Annotated in this window: 13 protein-coding genes and 2 pseudogenes; 4 read left to right on the top strand and 11 right to left on the bottom strand. The window is 63.8% G+C overall.

Annotated features, from left to right (window positions below):
• Nucleotides 1–4 precede the first annotated feature (4 nt).
• From cmk to mtnA, 6 genes are all read right to left on the bottom strand, one after another.
• The gene (gene cmk / locus JOE27_RS23085) at nt 5–691 is read right to left on the bottom strand and encodes a (d)CMP kinase (protein WP_046787379.1); all 687 of its coding nucleotides are present in this window, start codon (nt 689–691) and stop codon (nt 5–7) included.
• Complete coding sequence (locus JOE27_RS23080; protein WP_174142153.1) at nt 688–2,928, bottom strand: bifunctional prephenate dehydrogenase/3-phosphoshikimate 1-carboxyvinyltransferase; 2,241 nt, start codon at nt 2,926–2,928, stop codon at nt 688–690. Before JOE27_RS23080 ends, cmk begins: the two co-directional genes overlap by 4 nt.
• A gap of 254 nt (nt 2,929–3,182) precedes the next feature.
• Complete coding sequence (gene pheA, locus JOE27_RS23075; RefSeq protein WP_039604669.1) at nt 3,183–4,277, bottom strand: prephenate dehydratase; 1,095 nt, start codon at nt 4,275–4,277, stop codon at nt 3,183–3,185.
• Complete coding sequence (serC, locus tag JOE27_RS23070; protein ID WP_039604670.1) at nt 4,277–5,362, bottom strand: 3-phosphoserine/phosphohydroxythreonine transaminase; 1,086 nt, start codon at nt 5,360–5,362, stop codon at nt 4,277–4,279. Before serC ends, pheA begins: the two co-directional genes overlap by 1 nt.
• A gap of 252 nt (nt 5,363–5,614) precedes the next feature.
• A complete protein-coding gene (gyrA, locus tag JOE27_RS23065) occupies nt 5,615–8,386 on the bottom strand; it encodes a DNA gyrase subunit A (protein WP_046787381.1) in 2,772 nt (923 codons plus the stop codon).
• A gap of 314 nt (nt 8,387–8,700) precedes the next feature.
• Nucleotides 8,701–9,777, bottom strand: coding sequence for an S-methyl-5-thioribose-1-phosphate isomerase (gene mtnA / locus JOE27_RS23060; RefSeq protein WP_204920243.1), 1,077 nt, complete (start codon nt 9,775–9,777; stop codon nt 8,701–8,703).
• Nucleotides 9,778–9,887: 110 nt separating this feature from the next.
• On the opposite strand from mtnA, the gene ubiG reads away from it, so the two are divergent.
• From ubiG to JOE27_RS23045, 3 genes are read left to right on the top strand one after another with little or no spacing between them, the layout of a single operon-like run.
• On the top strand, nt 9,888–10,586 hold the full coding sequence (gene ubiG, locus JOE27_RS23055) for a bifunctional 2-polyprenyl-6-hydroxyphenol methylase/3-demethylubiquinol 3-O-methyltransferase UbiG (RefSeq protein WP_046787382.1): 699 nt from the start codon (nt 9,888–9,890) through the stop codon (nt 10,584–10,586).
• Between the two features lie 2 nt (nt 10,587–10,588).
• The gene (mupP, locus tag JOE27_RS23050; protein WP_012313283.1) at nt 10,589–11,260 is read left to right on the top strand and encodes an N-acetylmuramic acid 6-phosphate phosphatase MupP; all 672 of its coding nucleotides are present in this window, start codon (nt 10,589–10,591) and stop codon (nt 11,258–11,260) included.
• A gap of 43 nt (nt 11,261–11,303) precedes the next feature.
• A complete protein-coding gene (locus tag JOE27_RS23045) occupies nt 11,304–12,044 on the top strand; it encodes a YciK family oxidoreductase (RefSeq protein WP_046787383.1) in 741 nt (246 codons plus the stop codon).
• Between the two features lie 266 nt (nt 12,045–12,310).
• Here the strand turns inward: JOE27_RS23045 and JOE27_RS23040 are convergent.
• Nucleotides 12,311–12,562: pseudogene (locus tag JOE27_RS23040) on the bottom strand (TenA family transcriptional regulator); the annotation flags it as partial.
• Between the two features lie 15 nt (nt 12,563–12,577).
• Here JOE27_RS23040 and JOE27_RS23035 point away from each other — a divergent pair.
• A pseudogene (locus JOE27_RS23035) lies at nt 12,578–12,736 on the top strand (YciK family oxidoreductase); the annotation flags it as partial.
• 140 nt (nt 12,737–12,876) lie between these two features.
• Here the strand turns inward: JOE27_RS23035 and JOE27_RS23030 are convergent.
• From JOE27_RS23030 to JOE27_RS23015, 4 genes are all read right to left on the bottom strand, one after another.
• Nucleotides 12,877–13,662: an iron-containing redox enzyme family protein gene (locus tag JOE27_RS23030; RefSeq protein WP_046787384.1), complete on the bottom strand. Its 786-nt coding sequence runs from the start codon at nt 13,660–13,662 to the stop codon at nt 12,877–12,879.
• A gap of 39 nt (nt 13,663–13,701) precedes the next feature.
• Nucleotides 13,702–16,158: an EAL domain-containing protein gene (locus JOE27_RS23025; protein WP_204920242.1), complete on the bottom strand. Its 2,457-nt coding sequence runs from the start codon at nt 16,156–16,158 to the stop codon at nt 13,702–13,704.
• 116 nt (nt 16,159–16,274) lie between these two features.
• Entirely contained in the window at nt 16,275–18,107 is a 1,833-nt protein-coding gene (locus JOE27_RS23020; protein WP_046787386.1) for an ABC transporter ATP-binding protein, read from the bottom strand.
• The gene (locus tag JOE27_RS23015; protein WP_204920188.1) at nt 18,100–18,732 is read right to left on the bottom strand and encodes a DsbA family protein; all 633 of its coding nucleotides are present in this window, start codon (nt 18,730–18,732) and stop codon (nt 18,100–18,102) included. Before JOE27_RS23015 ends, JOE27_RS23020 begins: the two co-directional genes overlap by 8 nt.

Here is an 18,732-nt window from a genome sequence, read left to right as displayed (position 1 = left end):
ACGATCAGACCAAGTCGCGCTGGGCGAGCTCGCTCCTGATACGGTGCAGCACCTGCTCGATGGACAGCTCCGTGGAGTCCAGCTGAATGGCATCGGCCGCCGGCTTGAGCGGGGCCACTGCGCGCTGGGTGTCGCGCTCATCGCGCGCACGAATCTCATCTAGCAGACTCGACAGACTAACATCTTCGCCTTTGCCCTTCAACTGCAGGTAGCGGCGACGGGCACGCTCCTCGGCACTGGCGGTCAAAAACACCTTCAGCGGCGCGTCCGGGAACACCACGGTGCCCATGTCGCGGCCATCGGCGATCAGGCCCGGCGCTTCGCGGAACGCGCGCTGGCGCTGCAGCAGGGCTTCGCGCACTGCCGGCAGGGACGCCACCATCGACGCCCCGGCACCGACCGTCTCGGTGCGGATGACATTGCTGACGTCCTCACCTTCGAGAATGATCTGTTGCAGCTTACCCGGCTCGGCGGCGATGAACTGCACATCCAGATGGGCGGCCAGGGCCTTGAGCAGCTCTTCGTTGGTCAGGTCGACACCGTGGTTGCTGGCGTTGAACGCCAGCAGGCGGTAAAGCGCGCCGGAATCCAGCAGCCGCCAGCCCAGTTCGCGCGCCAACAGGCCTGCGACGGTGCCCTTGCCCGAGCCGCTCGGGCCATCGATGGTGATGACCGGCGCTTGCAGATTCACGACTTGCCCTCTTCTGCCACGCGGATACCCACCTCGGCGCACAGCGCGAGGAAGTTGGGGAACGAGGTGGCGACGTTGGCGCAATCATGGATGCGGATTGGCGCGCTGGCGCGCAGCGAGGCAACGCTGAAGGCCATGGCGATACGGTGGTCGCCGTGGCCATGCACTTCGCCACCGCCAATCTGGCCGCCGTCGATGATGATGCCGTCGGGGGTTGGCTCGCACTTCACGCCCAGGGCGATCAGGCCGTCGGCCATTACCTGGATACGGTCGGACTCTTTCACCCGCAGCTCTTCCGCGCCACGCAGCACGGTACGCCCTTCGGCGCAGGCGGCGGCCACGAACAGCACCGGGAATTCGTCGATGGCCAGCGGCACCAGGTGCTCGGGGATATCGATACCCTTGAGCTTGGCACCGCGCACACGCAGGTCGGCCACTGGTTCGCCGCCGACTTCACGCTGGTTTTCCAGGGTGATGTCGCCGCCCATCAGGCGCAGGATGTCGATGACACCGGTGCGGGTCGGGTTGATGCCGACATGTTCGAGCACCAGCTCCGAGCCCTGGGCAATGGATGCTGCCACCAGGAAGAACGCAGCCGAGGAGATGTCTGCGGGCACTTCGATGCGGGTGGCAGTGAGCTTGCCGCCGGACTGCAGCGAAGCCACCGGGCCGTTGGACTCCACCGCATAGCCGAAGCCGCGCAGCATGCGCTCGGTGTGGTCACGGGTGGGCGCAGGCTCGGTAACGGTGGTTTTGCCTTCGGCGTACAGGCCGGCCAGCAGCAGGCAGGATTTGACCTGGGCACTGGCCATCGGCAGCGTGTAGGTCAGCGCCTTGAGCGTGTGGCCACCGCGAATGGTCAGTGGTGGGCGGCCGTCCGGGCCGGTTTCGACCACCGCGCCCATTTCGCGCAGCGGGTTGGCCACGCGGTTCATCGGGCGCTTGGACAGCGAGGCATCGCCGGTCATGGTCACGTCGAACGACTGGCCGGCCAGCAGGCCCGAGAGCAGGCGCATGGAGGTGCCGGAGTTGCCCACGTAGATCGGCCCGGGCGGTGGCTTGAGGCCGTGCAGGCCGACACCGTGGATGGTCACGCGGCCGTGGTTCGGGCCTTCGATGACCACCCCCATGTCACGGAAAGCCTGAAGGGTCGCCAGGGCGTCCTCACCTTCGAGGAAGCCTTCGACTTCGGTCGTGCCTTCGGCCAGGGAGCCGAGCATGATCGAACGGTGGGAAATCGACTTGTCGCCCGGTACGCGGATTCGCCCGGTCAGGCGGCCACCCGGTTGGGCCAGGAAAATCAGATCGTTGGCGTTCATAGCGTCCACATAGGCCCGGCGGGCCAAGATTTTACTGAAATGCTCGCGGGCAACCCGAGCGCGGGTGAATACACCCAGCAACTGGTGCCCGTCCCCTGCATCGACCGCGTCGCGCAAGGCGTCGAGGTCGCTGCGAAAAGTGTCCAGGGTGCGCAGGACAGCCTCGCGGTTGGCGAGGAAGATGTCATGCCACATGGTCGGATCGCTGCCGGCGATTCTGGTGAAATCGCGGAAACCACCGGCAGCGTACCGGAAGATCTCAAGGTTTTCATTGCGCTTGGCCAATGAATCGACCAGGCCGAAGGCCAGCAAGTGCGGCAGGTGGCTGGTGGCGGCCAGCACTTCGTCGTGGCGCTCGACTGGCATGTGCTCCACGTCGGCCTCCAGCGCACGCCACAGGCGGTCGACCAGGGCCAGGGCGGCGGGGTCGGTTTCGGGCAGCGGCGTGAGGATGACCTTGTGGCGGCGGAACAGGGTGGCGTTGGAGGCCTCTACCCCGCTCTGCTCGGAGCCGGCGATGGGGTGGCCGGGCACGAAGTGGCGCAGGCGGTCGCCGAACACCTCACGCGCAGCACGCACCACATTGCCTTTGGCGCTGCCGACGTCGGTGATGACGGCGCTGCCCAGGTCCAGTTGTGCCAGGCGCGCCAGGAGCTTTTCCATGGCCAGGATCGGTACCGCCAGCTGGATGACGTCGGCGCCGACACAGGCGGCGGCGAGGTCTTCTTCGCAGCGGTCGACCACACCCAGGGCCACAGCTTGCTTGCGTGAAGGGGCATCCAGGTCGACGCCGACCACTTCGCGGCACAGGCCGCTTTCACGCAGGCCTTTGGCGAAGGAGCCGCCGATCAGGCCCAGGCCTACGACGACGAGGCGGCCGATGAGCGGTGCGGGTTTGTTTTTTGCTGCATTTACCACTGGTACGAACCCTGTTCAGAAATCAGGACAGTCTTTGGGACCGCAGGGGGCTGCTTTGCAGCCCATCGCCGGCAAGCCAGCTCCCACAGGTACGGCGCAATTATTACGGTTTGGGCTGTGCCTGTAGGCTGCTTTGCTGGCCATCGCTGGCAAGCCGGTTCCTACAGGTACGGCGCGGATTTCGCGGCCTGTGCTGTACCGGTGGGAGCCGGCTTGCCGGCGATGGGCCGCATAGCGGCCCCGGCAAGCTCAAATCAAAGCACCGCCTTTGGATACGAGCCCAGCACCTTCAGCGCCACAGCCTCTTGGCTGATCTTCTCCAGCACGGCCTTGATCAGCGGGTCGCGGTGGTGGCCTACGAAGTCGATGAAGAACACGTAGGTCCACTTGCCACTGCGCGACGGGCGGGTCTCGATGCGGGTCAGGTCGATGCCGTTGTCGTGGAACGGCACCAGCAGTTCGTGCAGGGCACCTGGCTTGTTGCTCATCGAAACGATGATCGAGGTCTTGTCGTCGCCGGTCGGCGGCACTTCCTGGTTGCCGATCATCAAGAAGCGCGTGGAGTTGTCCGGGCGGTCTTCGATCTTCTCGGCCAGGCGGGTCAACCCGTACAGGTTGGCGGCCATGTCGCCGGCGATCGCCGCCGAATTCCACTCGCCCTTGACCCGCTTGGCGGCCTCGGCATTGCTCGACACCGCCACGCGCTCCACGTTCGGGTAGTGCGCGTCCAGCCACTTGCGGCACTGGGCCAGCGATTGGGCATGCGAGTAGATGCGGGTGATGCTGTCAGTCTTGGTGCTTTCGCCCACCAGCAGGTGATGGTGAATGCGCAGCTCGACTTCGCCGCAGATCACCATGTCGTGCTCGAGGAAGCTGTCCAGGGTGTGGCTGACCGCACCCTCGGTGGAGTTTTCCACCGGCACCACGCCGAAATTGACGGCGCCGGCCGCCACTTCGCGGAACACTTCGTCGATGGCAGCCATCGGGCGGCTGATCACGGCGTGGCCGAAGTGCTTCATGGCCGCGGCCTGGGTGAAGGTGCCTTCAGGCCCCAGGTAGGCGATTTTCAGCGGCTCTTCCAGGGCCAGGCACGACGACATGATTTCGCGGAACAGCCGCGCCATCTCTTCGTTGCCCAGCGGCCCCTTGTTGCGCTCCATCACGCGCTTGAGCACGGCAGCTTCACGCTCAGGGCGGTAGAACACCGGCTGCTCGCCTTCGGCCAGCGAGGCGGTCTTGACCTTGGCCACTTCCTGGGCGCAGCGGGCGCGGTCGCTGATCAGCTCGAGGATTTTCTCGTCGAGGCTATCGATGCGTACGCGCAGCGCCTTGAGCTCATGTTCGGACATCAGCCGTGCTCCTTCTCGAATTCGGCCATGTAGGCCACCAGCGCCTCGACAGCGTCCAGGCCCAGGGCGTTGTAGATGGAAGCGCGCATGCCGCCCACCGAGCGGTGGCCCTTGAGGTTGAGCAGGCCACGGGCATCGGCGCCGGCCAGGAAGGCCTTGTCCAGGCGCTCATCGGCCAGGCGGAACGGCACGTTCATCCACGAACGGGCGTTGTGGCTGATCGGGTTGGTGTAGAACTCGCTGGCGTCGATGAACCCGTACAGGCGGTCCTTCTTGGCGCGGTTGCGCTGTTCCATGGCGTCGACGCCACCCTGCTCCTTGAGCCACTCGAAGACCAGGCCCGAGAGGTACCAGGAATAGGTGGCCGGGGTGTTGTACATCGAACCGTTGTCGGCCGAGACCTTGTAGTCGAGCATGGTCGGGCAGCTGCTGCGGGCGTGGCCCAGCAGGTCTTCACGGACGATGACCACCACCAGGCCGCTCGGGCCGATGTTCTTCTGCGCGCCGGCGTAGATCAGGCCGTACTGCGACACGTCGATCGGGCGCGAGAGGATGTCGGAGGACATGTCGACCACCAGCGGAACGTCACCGGTTTGCGGCACCCAGTCGAACTGCAGGCCGCCGATGGTCTCGTTGGAGGCATAGTGGACGTACGCTGCGTTCTTGGTCAGCTGCCACTCGTTCTGGCCAGGGATGGCCAGGTAGTCGTATGGCTTGGCGCTGGCGGCGACGTTGACGTTGCCGAAACGGCGCGCTTCTTCGATGGCCTTTTTCGACCAGATACCGGTTTCGACGTAGTCGGCAGTGCCGTTCTCCGGCAGCAGGTTCAGCGGGATTTCGGCGAACTGCTGGCTGGCACCGCCCTGCAGGAACAGGACTTTGTAGTTGGAGGGGACGGACAGCAGGTCACGCAGGTCCTGCTCGGCCTTTTCGGCAATGGCCACGTAATCGTCGCTGCGATGGCTCATTTCCATCACCGACAAGCCCTTGCCATGCCAGTCCAGCATTTCGGCCTGGGCGCGCTGCAGGACAGCTTCAGGAAGCGCGGCAGGGCCTGCGCAGAAGTTAAAGGCTCGTTTGCTCACATCCACTCTCGCTCTGCCAAATAGAACAAAATCGTTTGTTGCAGGCCGCGCACCCCTGTAGGAGCGGCCTCGTGTCGCGAAAGGGCTGCGCAGCAGCCCCCGCGATAGTTGTTGCGCTGCTTAACCCTGGGACCGCCAGGCGACCCTTTCACCACACAAGGCCGCCCCAAAAAAAGGCAGGTCCTGCTGTTGCCTGCTGTAATCAGTCAAACGGGGCGACCTTGGTCGCCCCGTTCGGGTTGTTGCGCTTGCTTACTCTTGCGGTGCCTCTTCGGCGCCCGCATTGTCATCGTCCGCCGCTTCCGGCGTATCGAGCTCCACGCCCTCCTCGTCCGCCCCGACCAGTTCGTCGAGTTCTTCCTCGGAAGGCTCCTGGATACGCTCCAGGCCTACCAGCGTTTCGTCTGCGGCCAGCTTGATCAGGGTCACGCCCTGAGTGTTACGGCTCAAGCTGGAAACTTCGCCAACCCGTGTGCGCACCAGCGTGCCCTGGTCGGAGATCAGCATGATCTCTTCACCTTCCTGCACCTGGATAGCACCGATCAGCAGGCCATTGCGCCCCTTGGTGCCCATGGCGATCACGCCCTGGCCACCACGGCCGCGGCGCGGGAACTTGGACAGCGGGGTACGCTTGCCGAAGCCACGCTCGGACGCGGTAAGGATCTGCGCACCAGACTCCGGGATCAGCATCGAGATGATCTGCTGCCCCTTGCCCAGCTTCATGCCGCGCACACCACGGGCGGTACGGCCCATTTCGCGCACCACGCTCTCGGCGAAGCGGATCACCTTGCCGGCGTCGGAGAACATCATGACTTCCTTGGCGCCGTCGGTGATTGCCGCAGCAATCAGGGTGTCGCCTTCCTTCAGCTTCAGGGCGATCAGGCCATTGGAGCGCGGACGGGCGAACTGCACCAGCGGGGTTTTCTTGACGGTACCGGAAGCGGTGGCCATGAAGATGTACGCGCCGGTCGGCTCAGCCACCCACTCAGGGGTGTCGCCGTCTTCTTCGTCGATTTCTTCTACTTCGACCACTTCGCCTTCGATCACGCCCTCGTCGCCGTCTTCCAGCTCTTCATCCGGGTCGGCGCTCTGCTGCAGGGCCTCGAGGTCGATCTGCAGCATGGCGGTGATGCGCTCACCCTCCTCCAGCGGCAGCAGGTTGACCAGCGGGCGGCCACGCGCGGCGCGGGATGCCTCAGGGATCTCGTAGGTCTTCTTCCAGTACACCTTGCCCTTGCTGGAGAACAGCAGCAGGGTGGCGTGGCTGTTGGCGACCAGCAGGTGCTCGATGTAGTCCTCGTCCTTCACGCCGGTCGCCGACTTGCCTTTGCCGCCACGGCGCTGGGCCTGGTAAGCGGACAACGGCTGGGTCTTGGCATAGCCACCGTGGGAGATGGTCACCACGCGCTCTTCTTCCGGGATCATGTCGCCGTAGTTGAGGTCGTGGCTGGCGTTGAGAATCTCGGTGCGGCGCGCATCGCCGTATTCGGCGCGGATCGCTTCGAGTTCTTCGCGGATCACTTCCATCAGGCGCTCGGCGCTGCTGAGGATGCGGATCAGTTCGCCGATCTGCTCGAGGATTTCCTGGTACTCGGCCAGCAGCTTCTCGTGCTCCAGGCCGGTCAGGCGGTGCAGGCGCAGGTCGAGGATCGCCTGGGCCTGTTCCGGCGACAGGTAGTACTTGCCATCGCGCAGGCCGTATTGCTCGGGCAGGTCTTCAGGGCGGCAGGAATCGGCGCCGGCGCGCTCGACCATGACCTGCACGGCACTGGATTCCCAGGCAGTGGCAATCAGCGCTTCCCGGGCTTCGGACGGCGTCGGCGAGGCCTTGATCAGTGCGATGACCGGGTCGATGTTGGACAGCGCGACCGCCTGGCCTTCAAGGATGTGGCCACGCTCACGGGCCTTGCGCAGCTCGAACACGGTACGGCGCGTGACCACTTCACGGCGGTGGCGGACGAACGCTTCGAGCAGATCCTTGAGGTTGAGCACGCGCGGGCGGCCGTCGATCAGTGCCACCACGTTGATGCCGAACACGCTCTGCAGCTGGGTTTGCTGGTAGAGGTTGTTGAGCACCACCTCCGGCACCTCGCCGCGGCGCAGCTCGATGACGATGCGCATGCCGTCCTTGTCGGACTCGTCGCGCAGCTCGGTGATGCCTTCGATCTTCTTGTCTTTGACCAGCTCGGCGATCTTCTCGATCAGGCGCGCCTTGTTCAGCTGGTACGGCAGCTCGGTGACGACGATCTGCTGGCGGCCACCGACCTTGTCGATGTCTTCGATCTCGGAGCGCGCACGCATGTAGATGCGGCCACGGCCGGTACGGTACGCCTCGATGATGCCCTGGCGGCCGTTGATGATGCCGGCAGTCGGGAAGTCGGGGCCGGGGATGAACTGCATCAGTTCGTCGACGGTGACTTCCGGGTTGTCGATCAGCGCCAGGCAGCCGTCGATGACTTCACCGAGGTTGTGCGGCGGAATGTTGGTCGCCATGCCCACGGCGATACCGCTGGAACCGTTGACCAGCAGGTTGGGGATGCGGGTGGGCATGACCGCCGGGATCTGCTCGGTGCCGTCGTAGTTGGGCACCCAGTCGACGGTTTCCTTGTGCAGGTCGGCCAGCAGCTCGTGGGCCAGCTTGGCCATGCGCACTTCGGTGTATCGCATCGCCGCGGCGTTGTCGCCGTCGACCGAACCGAAGTTGCCCTGGCCGTCGACCAGCAGGTAGCGCAGCGAGAATGGCTGGGCCATACGCACGATGGTGTCGTAGACCGCAGTGTCGCCGTGCGGGTGGTACTTACCGATCACGTCACCGACCACACGGGCGGATTTCTTGTACGGCTTGTTCCAGTCGTTGCCCAGTTCGCTCATCGCAAAGAGAACGCGACGATGCACGGGCTTCAAGCCGTCACGTGCATCGGGCAGCGCTCGCCCGACAATCACGCTCATCGCGTAGTCGAGGTAAGACTGTCTCAGTTCGTCTTCGATATTGACCGGGAGGATTTCTTTGGCCAGTTCGCCCATGAGAAGCCTGATTCCTTTTTCTGGTGAAACTTCGCAGCTCCATCAAGGGCCGAACGAAGCTCGCCGCCGCAGCGCATAAGGGTGCGACGACTTACGACAAATCAATGAGTTGTGCCATGGATCTGCGCAATGAAGGCCGCCGTCATGGGCGGTCTTGGAAACTGCCGGATGTTATCACAAAGGCAGTAGCGGTGGGGAGATATGGCGCAGGGGGTGGAAGGGGGTTTTGTGGGAATTGTTGACGTGATTGGCGCTGATGCCGGATTGCCGGCGCTCGGCCTCACACACTCCCCCTCCCACCCCACCCCAAACGGTCAATGCAGGCGTTTGCGGCACATCAATTGTGCCAATTTGGCGGTATCCGGCCGTTCAACGACGCCCTTCTCAGTCACGATCACATCGATCAGGTCAGCCGGGGTCACGTCGAACACCGGATTGAATACCTCCACCTGCGGTGCCACGCGGGTGCCGGCGTAATCCAGCAACTCGTCGGCATCACGTTCTTCCAGCGGGATGTCTTCACCTGTGGCCAGGTTGAGGTCGATGCTGGTGCTGGGCGCCACCACCATGAACCGCACACCATGGTGCATGGCGCTCACCGCCAGCTGGTAGGTGCCGATCTTGCTCGCCACGTCGCCGTTGGCGGCAATGCAATCAGCGCCGACCACCACCCAGGTGATGCCCTTGCTTTTCATCAGGTGGGCCAGCGCCGAATCGGCGCAAAGGGTCACCGGAATGCCTTCATTGGCCAGCTCCCAGGCGGTCAGGCGCGAACCCTGCAGCCAGGGCCGGGTTTCGCCGGCATAGACGCGCTCGACCATGCCTTCGAGAAAGCCTGCGCGGATCACCCCCAACGCCGTACCGAAACCGCCACTGGCCAGGGCACCGGCGTTGCCGTAGGTCAGCAGGGCCTGCTCGCTGCCCTGGTGGCGGCGGATCAGCTCGATGCCTTGCTGGGCCATGGTCAGGTTGGCCTCACGGTCGCTTTCATGAATGGCCACAGCCTCGGCCTCCAGCGCTGCCAGCACATCCTCGCCGGGGCGCAGGCGCTGCAGGCGATCACGCATGCGGTTGAGCGCCCAGAACAGGTTGGCGGCCGTAGGCCGCGCCTCGGCCAGGCTGAGAAAATCCTCTTCCAGGTCCATTTCCCAGTCGCCGCCCTCGGCCAGGCGCTCTTCCAGGGCCAGCACCAGGCCATAGGCGGCAGCGATGCCAATGGCCGCCGCACCCCGCACAGCCATGTCGCGGATCGCCGCCGCCACCTGCGCAACATTGTCGCAGGCCAGCCAGCGTTCTTGCGAAGGCAGCAGGCGCTGGTCGAGCAGGTGCAAGGCGCCGTGGTGCCACCGGATACCGGTCACCTTCTCCGCCGCCATAAGTCGCTCGCGCATCACCTCTCCCTGACTTTCGCATATCAAAAGCGGACGATTATAGCGACCAACAGCCTTGGGCGCTCGGGTATACTCCGGCGCAATTCGTAGAAGTTTCAGAGGACTGTTCAATGAGCAACGTCGACCACGCCGAAATCGCCAAGTTTGAAGCCTTGGCGCACCGCTGGTGGGACCGCGAGAGCGAGTTCAAGCCGCTGCACGACATCAATCCGCTGCGCGTCAACTGGATCGACGAGCGCGTCAGCCTGGCTGGCAAGAAGGTGCTGGACGTCGGCTGCGGCGGCGGCATCCTCAGCGAAGCCATGGCCCTGCGCGGCGCCACCGTCACCGGCATCGACATGGGCGAAGCGCCCCTGGCCGTGGCCCAGCTGCACCAGCTGGAGTCCGGCGTGGAGGTGGAGTACCGGCAGATCACCGCCGAGGCCCTGGCTGAAGAGATGCCCGAGCAGTTCGATGTGGTCACCTGCCTGGAAATGCTCGAGCACGTGCCCGACCCGTCCTCGGTCATCCGCGCCTGCTACCGCATGGTCAAGCCGGGTGGCCAGGTGTTCTTCTCGACCATCAACCGCAACCCCAAGGCCTACCTGCTGGCCATCATCGGCGCCGAATACATCCTCAAGATGCTGCCGCGCGGTACCCACGACTTCAAGAAGTTCATCCGCCCTTCCGAGCTGGGTGCCTGGAGCCGCGTGGCCGGCCTTGAGGTCAAGGACATCATCGGCCTGACCTACAACCCGTTGACCAAGCACTACAAGCTCAGCAGCGATGTGGACGTCAACTACATGATCCAGACCCTGCGCGAGGAATGAGCATGCGTTTGCGAGCGGTACTTTTTGACATGGACGGCACCCTGCTCGACACGGCGCCGGACTTCATCGCCATTTGCCAGGCCATGCTCGCCGAGCGCGGCCTGCCGGCCATCGACGACAAGCTGATCCGCGACGTGATTTCCGGCGGTGCGCGGGCGATGGTCGCCGCGACCTTCGCCATGAGCCCGCAGGACGAGGGTTTCGAGGCCCTGCGCCTGGAGTTCCTCGAGCGCTACCAGCGTGACTGCGCGGTGCACAGCAAGCTGTTCGACGGCATGGGCGAACTGCTGGCCGATATCGAGCGGGGCAACCTGTTGTGGGGCGTGGTGACCAACAAGCCGGTCCGCTTCGCCGAGCCGATCATGCAGCGCCTGGGCCTGGCCGAGCGTTCGGCCCTGCTGATCTGCCCGGATCACGTGAAAAACAGCAAGCCCGACCCGGAGCCGTTGATCCTGGCCTGCAAGACCCTGAACCTGGACCCGGCCAGCGTGCTGTTCGTCGGCGACGACCTGCGCGACATCGAGTCTGGCCGCGATGCCGGCACCCGCACGGCGGCCGTGCGCTACGGCTATATTCACCCAGAAGACAACCCGAACAACTGGGGCGCCGACGTGGTGGTGGACCACCCGCTGGAACTGCGCAAGGTGCTCGACAGCGCCCTGTGCGGGTGCTGATCTTTTAGCGGCAAGCTGCAAGCTTCAACTCAAGGACAAACGCATGTTCGACTATACCGCCCGCCCCGACCTGCTCAAGGGCCGCGTCATCATGGTCACCGGCGCTGGCCGTGGCATCGGTGCAGCGGCCGCCAAGGCTTATGCCGCCTTGGGCGCCACTGTGCTGCTGCTGGGCAAGACCGAAGCCAACCTGAACGAGGTCTACGATGAAATCGAGGCCGCCGGCCACCCGCAGCCGGTGGTGATCCCGTTCAACCTGGAAACCGCCCTGCCCCACCAGTACGACGAACTGGCGGTGATGGTCGAGGAACAGTTCGGCCGCCTGGACGGGCTGCTCAACAATGCCTCGATCATCGGCCCGCGCACGCCGCTGGAGCAGCTCTCGGGCGACAACTTCATGCGGGTGATGCACATCAACGTCGATGCCACGTTCATGCTCACCAGCACCCTGCTGCCGCTGCTCAAGCTGTCGGAGGACGCCTCGGTGGTGTTCACCTCCAGCAGCGTCGGGCGCAAGGGCCGGGCTTACTGGGGCGCTTATGGCGTGTCCAAATTCGCTACCGAAGGCCTGATGCAGACTTTGGCAGACGAACTGGAAGGTGTGGCACCGGTGCGTTCCAACAGCATCAACCCGGGGGCTACCCGCACGGCGATGCGGGCCCAGGCCTACCCGAGCGAGAACCCGCAGAACAACCCGCTGCCTGAAGAGATCATGCCGGTGTACCTGTACCTGATGGGGCCGGACAGTACCGGCGTGAATGGGCAGGCCTTTAACGCTCAGTAGGGCTTGAAACCGATGGGGCCGCTTTGCGGCCCTTCGCGACACAAGGCCGCTCCTACAGGATAGCGGTACCGTTGAATCCGGCATCAAATCTGTAATCGATGGACTCGCCCCCGCCGAGGCATCACAGTGCCACGGTGGCGTTCTAAGAAGCCAACGGCAGCGAGGGCGAGTCCATCGATTACAGGATAGCGGTGCCGTTGAATCCGGCATCAAATCTGTAGGAGCGGCCTTGTGTCGCGAAAGGGCTGCAAAGCAGCCCCAGACATTCAGCCAGCAGCCAAGGTCGGGCGCATGCGCCCTTGCTGGCGGCCCTCCAGCTGCATGCACCGTTCCAGGAACAGGTACATGCAGTCATAACTTTTGCAGATCGCCTTGCGCAGCTCATTGCGCAAGCCCAAGGTCGGGTTTTCGCCAGCCAGCGTACAGATGATCTCCAGCGCCTCCCACGGGTGCGCATCGTCATACTGCGCATGCATCTTCAACCACTTCATGGCGCGCTTGCGCTGGTCCTCCGGGAAGCCCATGGCGTAGGTATCAACCCGGGGGCTACCCGTACGGCGATGCGGGCCCAGGCCTACCCGAGCGAGAACCCGCAGAACAATCCGCTGCCTGAAGAGATCATGCCGGTGTATCTGTACCTGATGGGGCCGGACAGTACCGGGGTGAATGGGCAGGCCTTTAACGCTCAGTAAGGCTTGAAACCGATGGGGCCGCTTTGCGGCCCTTCGCGACACAAGGCCGCTCCTACAGGATAGCGGTACCGTTGAATCCGGCATCAAATCTGTAGGAGCGGCCTTGTGTCGCGAAAGGGCTGCAAAGCAGCCCCAGACATTCAGCCAGCAGCCAAGGTCGGGCGCATGCGCCCTTGCTGGCGGCCCTCCAGCTGCATGCACCGTTCCAGGAACAGGTACATGCAGTCATAACTTTTGCAGATCGCCTTGCGCAGTTCGTTGCGCAACCCCAAGGTCGGGTTTTCGCCAGCCAGGGTACAGATGATCTCCAACGCCTCCCACGGGTGCGCATCGTCATACTGCGCATGCATCTTCAACCACTTCATGGCGCGCTTGCGCTGGTCCTCCGGGAAGCCCATGGCGTAGGTGTCTTCAGCACAGACCACCGCCGACCACTCACCCGTCGCCCCTTCAATGGCATAGTTGGTAGCCGCCATGGCAATGGCCAGCGACTCGGTGGTACACACTCGCCAGCACCAGTCATTGAGGCCATTGAGCTCGGCGGGCACTTCCTGGGACTGCAGCTCGTGCAGGTGAATGCCATGGGCATGGCACCAGTGCACCCAGTAATCGGCATGGTGGAGCTCCACGCGGATATTGCGCATCAGCCAGCGCCGCGCCATGTCTTCGCCCGGGTGGCGGGCATAGCGGGTCTTGGTCAGGTTGTGGGCCATGTACAACGAAAACTGCTCGACCACCGGCCAGCCACCGATCAGGTACTGGCGTATGGTGGCTTGGCGCAACTGGCCATCGCGCAGGCGCTGGTAGAACTCATGCTCCACCACCCGACGCTTGCCCGGCCGGCAATCTTCGATCAGTTGCTGGGCCCATTGGGGGTAACTGGCCGGGTCCATCAAAGGCCCGATACGGACGAATGCATCAATCACTTTTCAGCTCCTTGATCCCTGTGATTTACCAACGCTACTTCAGCGAAAGGTTCCAGGCGCCCGATGCAGCAGGGGCCGTGCAGCAATCCGTTGGCGCTGCAGACTGTCGCAAGTGAACACCTGCGGTCGTTCGATCAGATAGCCCTGGGCGTAGTCCACGCCGATCTCTTGCAAGGCCTGCTCGATCAACGGAGTTTCAACGAACTCGGCAATGGTCCGTTTACCCATGACGTGGCCGATGTGATTGATGACTTCGACCATGGCCCGGTTGACCGGATCATCCAGCATATCTTTGACAAAACTTCCGTCGATCTTCAAGAAGTCGACGGGTAAATGTTTCAAATAAGCGAATGACGACATTCCGGCACAAAAGTCATCCAGCGAGAACTTGCAACCCAGCCCTTTCAATTCATTGATGAACCGGATGGCACTGCCGAGGTTGGCAATGGCACTGGTCTCGGTGATCTCGAAGCAGATCAGCCGTGGCGGAATCGAATATTCGACGAACAGGCGCCGCAGGTACTCCAGGAACTTGTCGTCACCGATACTCGACCCCGACAGGTTGATGGCACACATCGACAGCGGGCCCTCGCGCCCCTCATCCAGGCACTGGCGAATGACCTGGAACACATTGCGCACCACCCAGCGGTCGATCGCGGTCATCAGGCCATAGCGCTCGGCCGCCGGGATGAAGCTGTCAGGCAGGATGGTGCGGCCGCTTTCGTCTTGCAGGCGCAACAGAATCTCGACATGCCCCTGCCCTTCAAGGGCGGTGAGTGCGGCGATTTCCTGGGCGTACAGGCAGAAGCGGTTCTCCTCCAGAGCGACGTGCAGGCGCTGTATCCAGGCCATTTCACCAAACCGCATCGACAGTTCACTGTCATCGGCATGGTAGACCTGGATGCGGTTACGGCCCTTCTCCTTGGCCATGTAGCACGCCATGTCGGCTGCCCGCAGGGAGGCTTCCAGCGTGGCCGGGGCTTGCGCCATGTGCACCAGGCCGATACTCACGGTGGTGACGAACGGCCTGCCTTTCCATACGAAGTGCAGGCTTTGCACCGCCTGGCGCAGGCTTTCGGCAATGCGCTCGGCCTGTTCGCCCGGGCAGTTTTCCAGCAGCACGCCAAACTCATCGCCCCCCAGCCGGGCCAGGGTGTCGCCTTCGCGCAGCACCGATTGCAGCACGGCGCAGATGTGCCGCAGCAATTCATCACCGGCGGCATGCCCACAGGTATCGTTGACCAGCTTGAACTGGTCGAGGTCAAGGAACATCAGCGAATGCCGCCCACCCTGGCGCACCAGGTCGTTCAGTGCCTGCTCCAGGCGGTACTCGAATTCACGGCGGTTGGCCAGGCCGGTCAGGGCGTCATGGGTAGCCTGCCAGGACAGGTTGGCGATGTATTGGCGCTCCTGGGTCATGTCATGCAGCACCAGGACAATGCCCGCCACCTGCCCGTTGTTGATGATGGGCGAACCCACCAGGTTGATCGAAACCGTGCTGCCATCCAGGCGCTGGATCAACCGTGCATGTTCGGCACCCCCTTTGAGGCTGCCGCTGAGCACCTGTTCGAGCAAGGTGCTGCTGTCGTTCTGGGCCTGCTCGTCCACCAGGCTGAACAGTGCTGTCAACGGCAGCCCCACGGCCTGGCCTGCCTGCCAATGGGTGAGTTGCTCGGCCGCCGGGTTCATGTAGCCGATGCTGCCATCGACATCGGTGGTGATCACAGCATCGCCGATCGCCTGCAGGGTAATCTGCGCGCGTTCCTTTTCTTCCTGCAGGGCGCTGGCGAAGGCCTGGCGCTGGGCCAGCAGCTTGCTCGAACGGCGCCAGGCAAAGGTGATGAGGAACAGCGCGGTGAGCAGGTTGGTGACCAACAGCACGCGCAACAGCATGCGCGAGCCCTCGCCCAGGGCATCGCTGAAGGCTTTGGCTGCCGGGGTCACGCCTTCGTTGATGGCGACGATGCGGGCGCGCCATTGGCTGACCTGGCGCGGGCCGGCATGGTCGCTGGCAAAACCCTCGCGCATCTCGTTGGCCAGCACATCCAGTTGCTTGAGGTAATCGTCACCGACATTCCAGTAGGCGATCGCCGCCTGCACATAGCTGATCTGGCTGAAATTGCGGTAGAACCAGATGATACGGTCGACGTCGTCGGGGTGATTGCCGCCTTGCAAAACGGCCTGGCGCGCGACATCAAGGTCTGGATCAGGCAGGTCGAGCACCTCACGCATCTGCCGATCACCGTGGGGCACAGTGATGACCTGACGATAGCGCTGGTAGGTGCGTTCATCGCCAGTATCGGCATACAGGTTCAGGTAATAGATGGCGTCTTTCTGTGCCTTGGACCACAGGCTTTCGCCGGCGACATAGGCACGCACAGCCGACAGCGCGTACAGGCTGAAGCTGCCCAACAGGACCTGGAAGACTACAACGGCGATGAAGGGCCAGATGATACCCAGCAGCCTTGGCGCCTCTAGTGTGCGATGTCCCTTCATGAAGTCCCTGTCACAGAGCAGATAAGGCTCGAACCAACCAGACAAGCTCAGCGTAGGCCATTTGCCATCTGTGTGGAGGGAATTTTGAGTGGCAAGCTGCAAGCTTGCCGCTTGGGTCAGGTCTGCTGCAGATGCCCGTACAGCTTGGCATACAAGCCGCCCTCGGCGATCAACTGCTGGTGGCCGCCATCCTCGGCCACGTGCCCGCCGTCGAACACCAGCACACGGTCGGCTTGCTTCACCGCGGAAAGGCGGTGGGCAATGATCAGCGTGGTACGGCCACTGAGAAAGCGCGCCAGGGCCTGGTGCAGGTTGTACTCGGTGGCGGCGTCCAGCGCCGAGGTGGCCTCGTCGAGGATTACCACCTTCGGCTCGGCCAGGACCATGCGGGCAATCGCCAGGCGCTGGCGCTGGCCGCCGGACAGGCGCACACCAGAGCGGCCGACCACGCTGTCCAGCCCTTGCGGCAAGGCGCCAATGGTGGCGTCCAGCTGGGCGATGCGCAGCGCCTGCCAGCAGGCCTCGTCCGTGCAGTCGCGGCCCATGGTCAGGTTGGCGCGTACCGTGTCGTTGAACAGTGACGGGTGCTGCAGCACCACTGCCACATTTTCACGCAAGGTCTCCAGGCCGATTTCCTGCAGGCTGGCACCGCCAAAACGGATGGTCCCGGCCTGGGCGCTGTACAGGCCCAGCAGCAATTGAACCAGGGTACTTTTGCCGCCACCACTGGCGCCGACGATGGCGACCTTTTCGCCCGGGGCGATGGACAGGTCCAGGTGCTCGAGCACCGGCTCGTCGGCATAGGCGAAGCGCAGGTCGCGCACTTCGATGCCAACCGTTTCACGGCCGGCGAACGGGTCGCGGGCAGCCGGGTATTGCGGCTCGTCATCACGCGCCAGCAACTCGTTGAGCCGGCTCAGGGCGCCGCCTGCGGCATAGTAGGCATATTGCAGGTTGAGCAACTGCTCGACCGGGCCGATCATGAACCACAGGTAGCTGAACACGGCCAGCATCTGCCCGATCGACAGGTCGGAGAACAGCACCGTGAGCATGGCCGCAGCACGGAAAATATCGATACCGAACTGGAACAGCAGGCCACTGGCACGGCCACTGGCATCGCTTTTCCATTGCGAATCCACGGCGTAATCGCGCACTTCGCGGGCACGCAGGCCCAGGCGGCCGAGGAAGTAGCCCTGGCGATTGCTGGCGCGGATTTCCTGGATGGCGTCCAGGGTTTCGGCCAGCGCCTGGGTGAACCGCGAGGTGCTGTCGTTTTCGAGCTTTTTAAGGTGTTTGACGCGCTTGCCCAACTGCACGGTGAAGTAGATCACCAACGGGTTGAACAACAGGATCAGCAAAGCCAGCTGCCAGTGCATCCAGATCAGGATCGCCGCCGTGCCGGTCAGGGTCAGCATGGCCACCAGGAAGCGGCTCAGGGTTTCGCCGACAAACTTGTCGAGGGTCTCCAAGTCGGTGACCAGGTGCGTGGTCACGGTGCCGCTGCCCAGGCTTTCGTACTCCTTGAGCGAGATACGCTTGAGCCGCTCGATCAGGCGGATGCGCAGGCGATAGACGATGTCTTTGGCAAGGCCGGCGAACAGCTTGGCCTGCACCACGTTGAAGCCCAGCGCGGCCACGCGCAGGCACAGGGTAACGACCAGCATCAGGCCGATATAACCGGCCGCCACCTGCCAACCGCTGGGCAGCAGGTGGTTCATGAACTTCAGCGCGCCATCGCCGTGGCCCAGCAGTACTTCGTCGACCAGCAGGGGCAGCAGCAATGGTATCGGCACGCTGCAGCAGGCCGCCAGCACGGCCACCAGGTTGGCGGCCCAGAGGTGTTTCTTGTGGTGCAGTGCCAAGCGGCGGATTTGCGCCCAGCTCAGCCGGTCAGGCACAGCAGCGGGCTTCCCTGGCACCGGGTCGGGCGACCCTGGCAGGTCAAGCACAGGCGGCCTGCTGTAGCCAGCGGCCAAGCAAGGGCTGCAGGCTTTGCAGCGGCTGATAGCCGTTGGTCAACAGGGCGAGCTGGCCGTTGCGCTCAGCCAGCAGCGTTGGAAAACCGGCAATCCCCAGGTCCTGTACCCAGCTGAAATCGGCTGCAGTGGCAGCGCGCACGTCGGCACGCAGCAGGGCATCGGCGAAGGTTGTGCGATCGAACCCGGCCTGCTCGGCCAGCTCGACCAGCTGCGGCGCGGTGGTGACGTCCAGGCCCTGCTGGTAGAACCCACGCTGGATCAGTGCCAGCAGCGGCCAGACGCGCTCGGCGTCCAGTTCACGGGCGGCCACCAGGGCGCGGCAGGCAGGCTCGGTGTCGTAGACGAAGCCATCGGGCATGGCACCTTCGAACGCGAACGGCTGCCCGGTGGCCTCGGCCACCGCCTGCCAATGCTCGAGGATGTACTTGCGGGTCGAGGCGTCCAGCGGGCTGGCACCGCGGCGCAACCCACCCGGCACCACCCGGGTGGCCACGCCCGCTTCACGCGCCTGGGCGATAAGGGCCTGGGCCACCGGTGCAAAACCCCAGCACCAGGAGCACATCGGGTCCATCACATAGAGCAGGCGGGCAGTCAT

Source organism: Pseudomonas sp. M5, from assembly GCF_016907075.1.
GTDB classification, from domain to species: Bacteria; Pseudomonadota; Gammaproteobacteria; order Pseudomonadales; family Pseudomonadaceae; genus Aquipseudomonas; species Aquipseudomonas putida_E.
The sequence above is the reverse complement of the archived record's forward strand: the minus strand, read 5'-3'. Positions and strand labels throughout refer to the sequence as shown.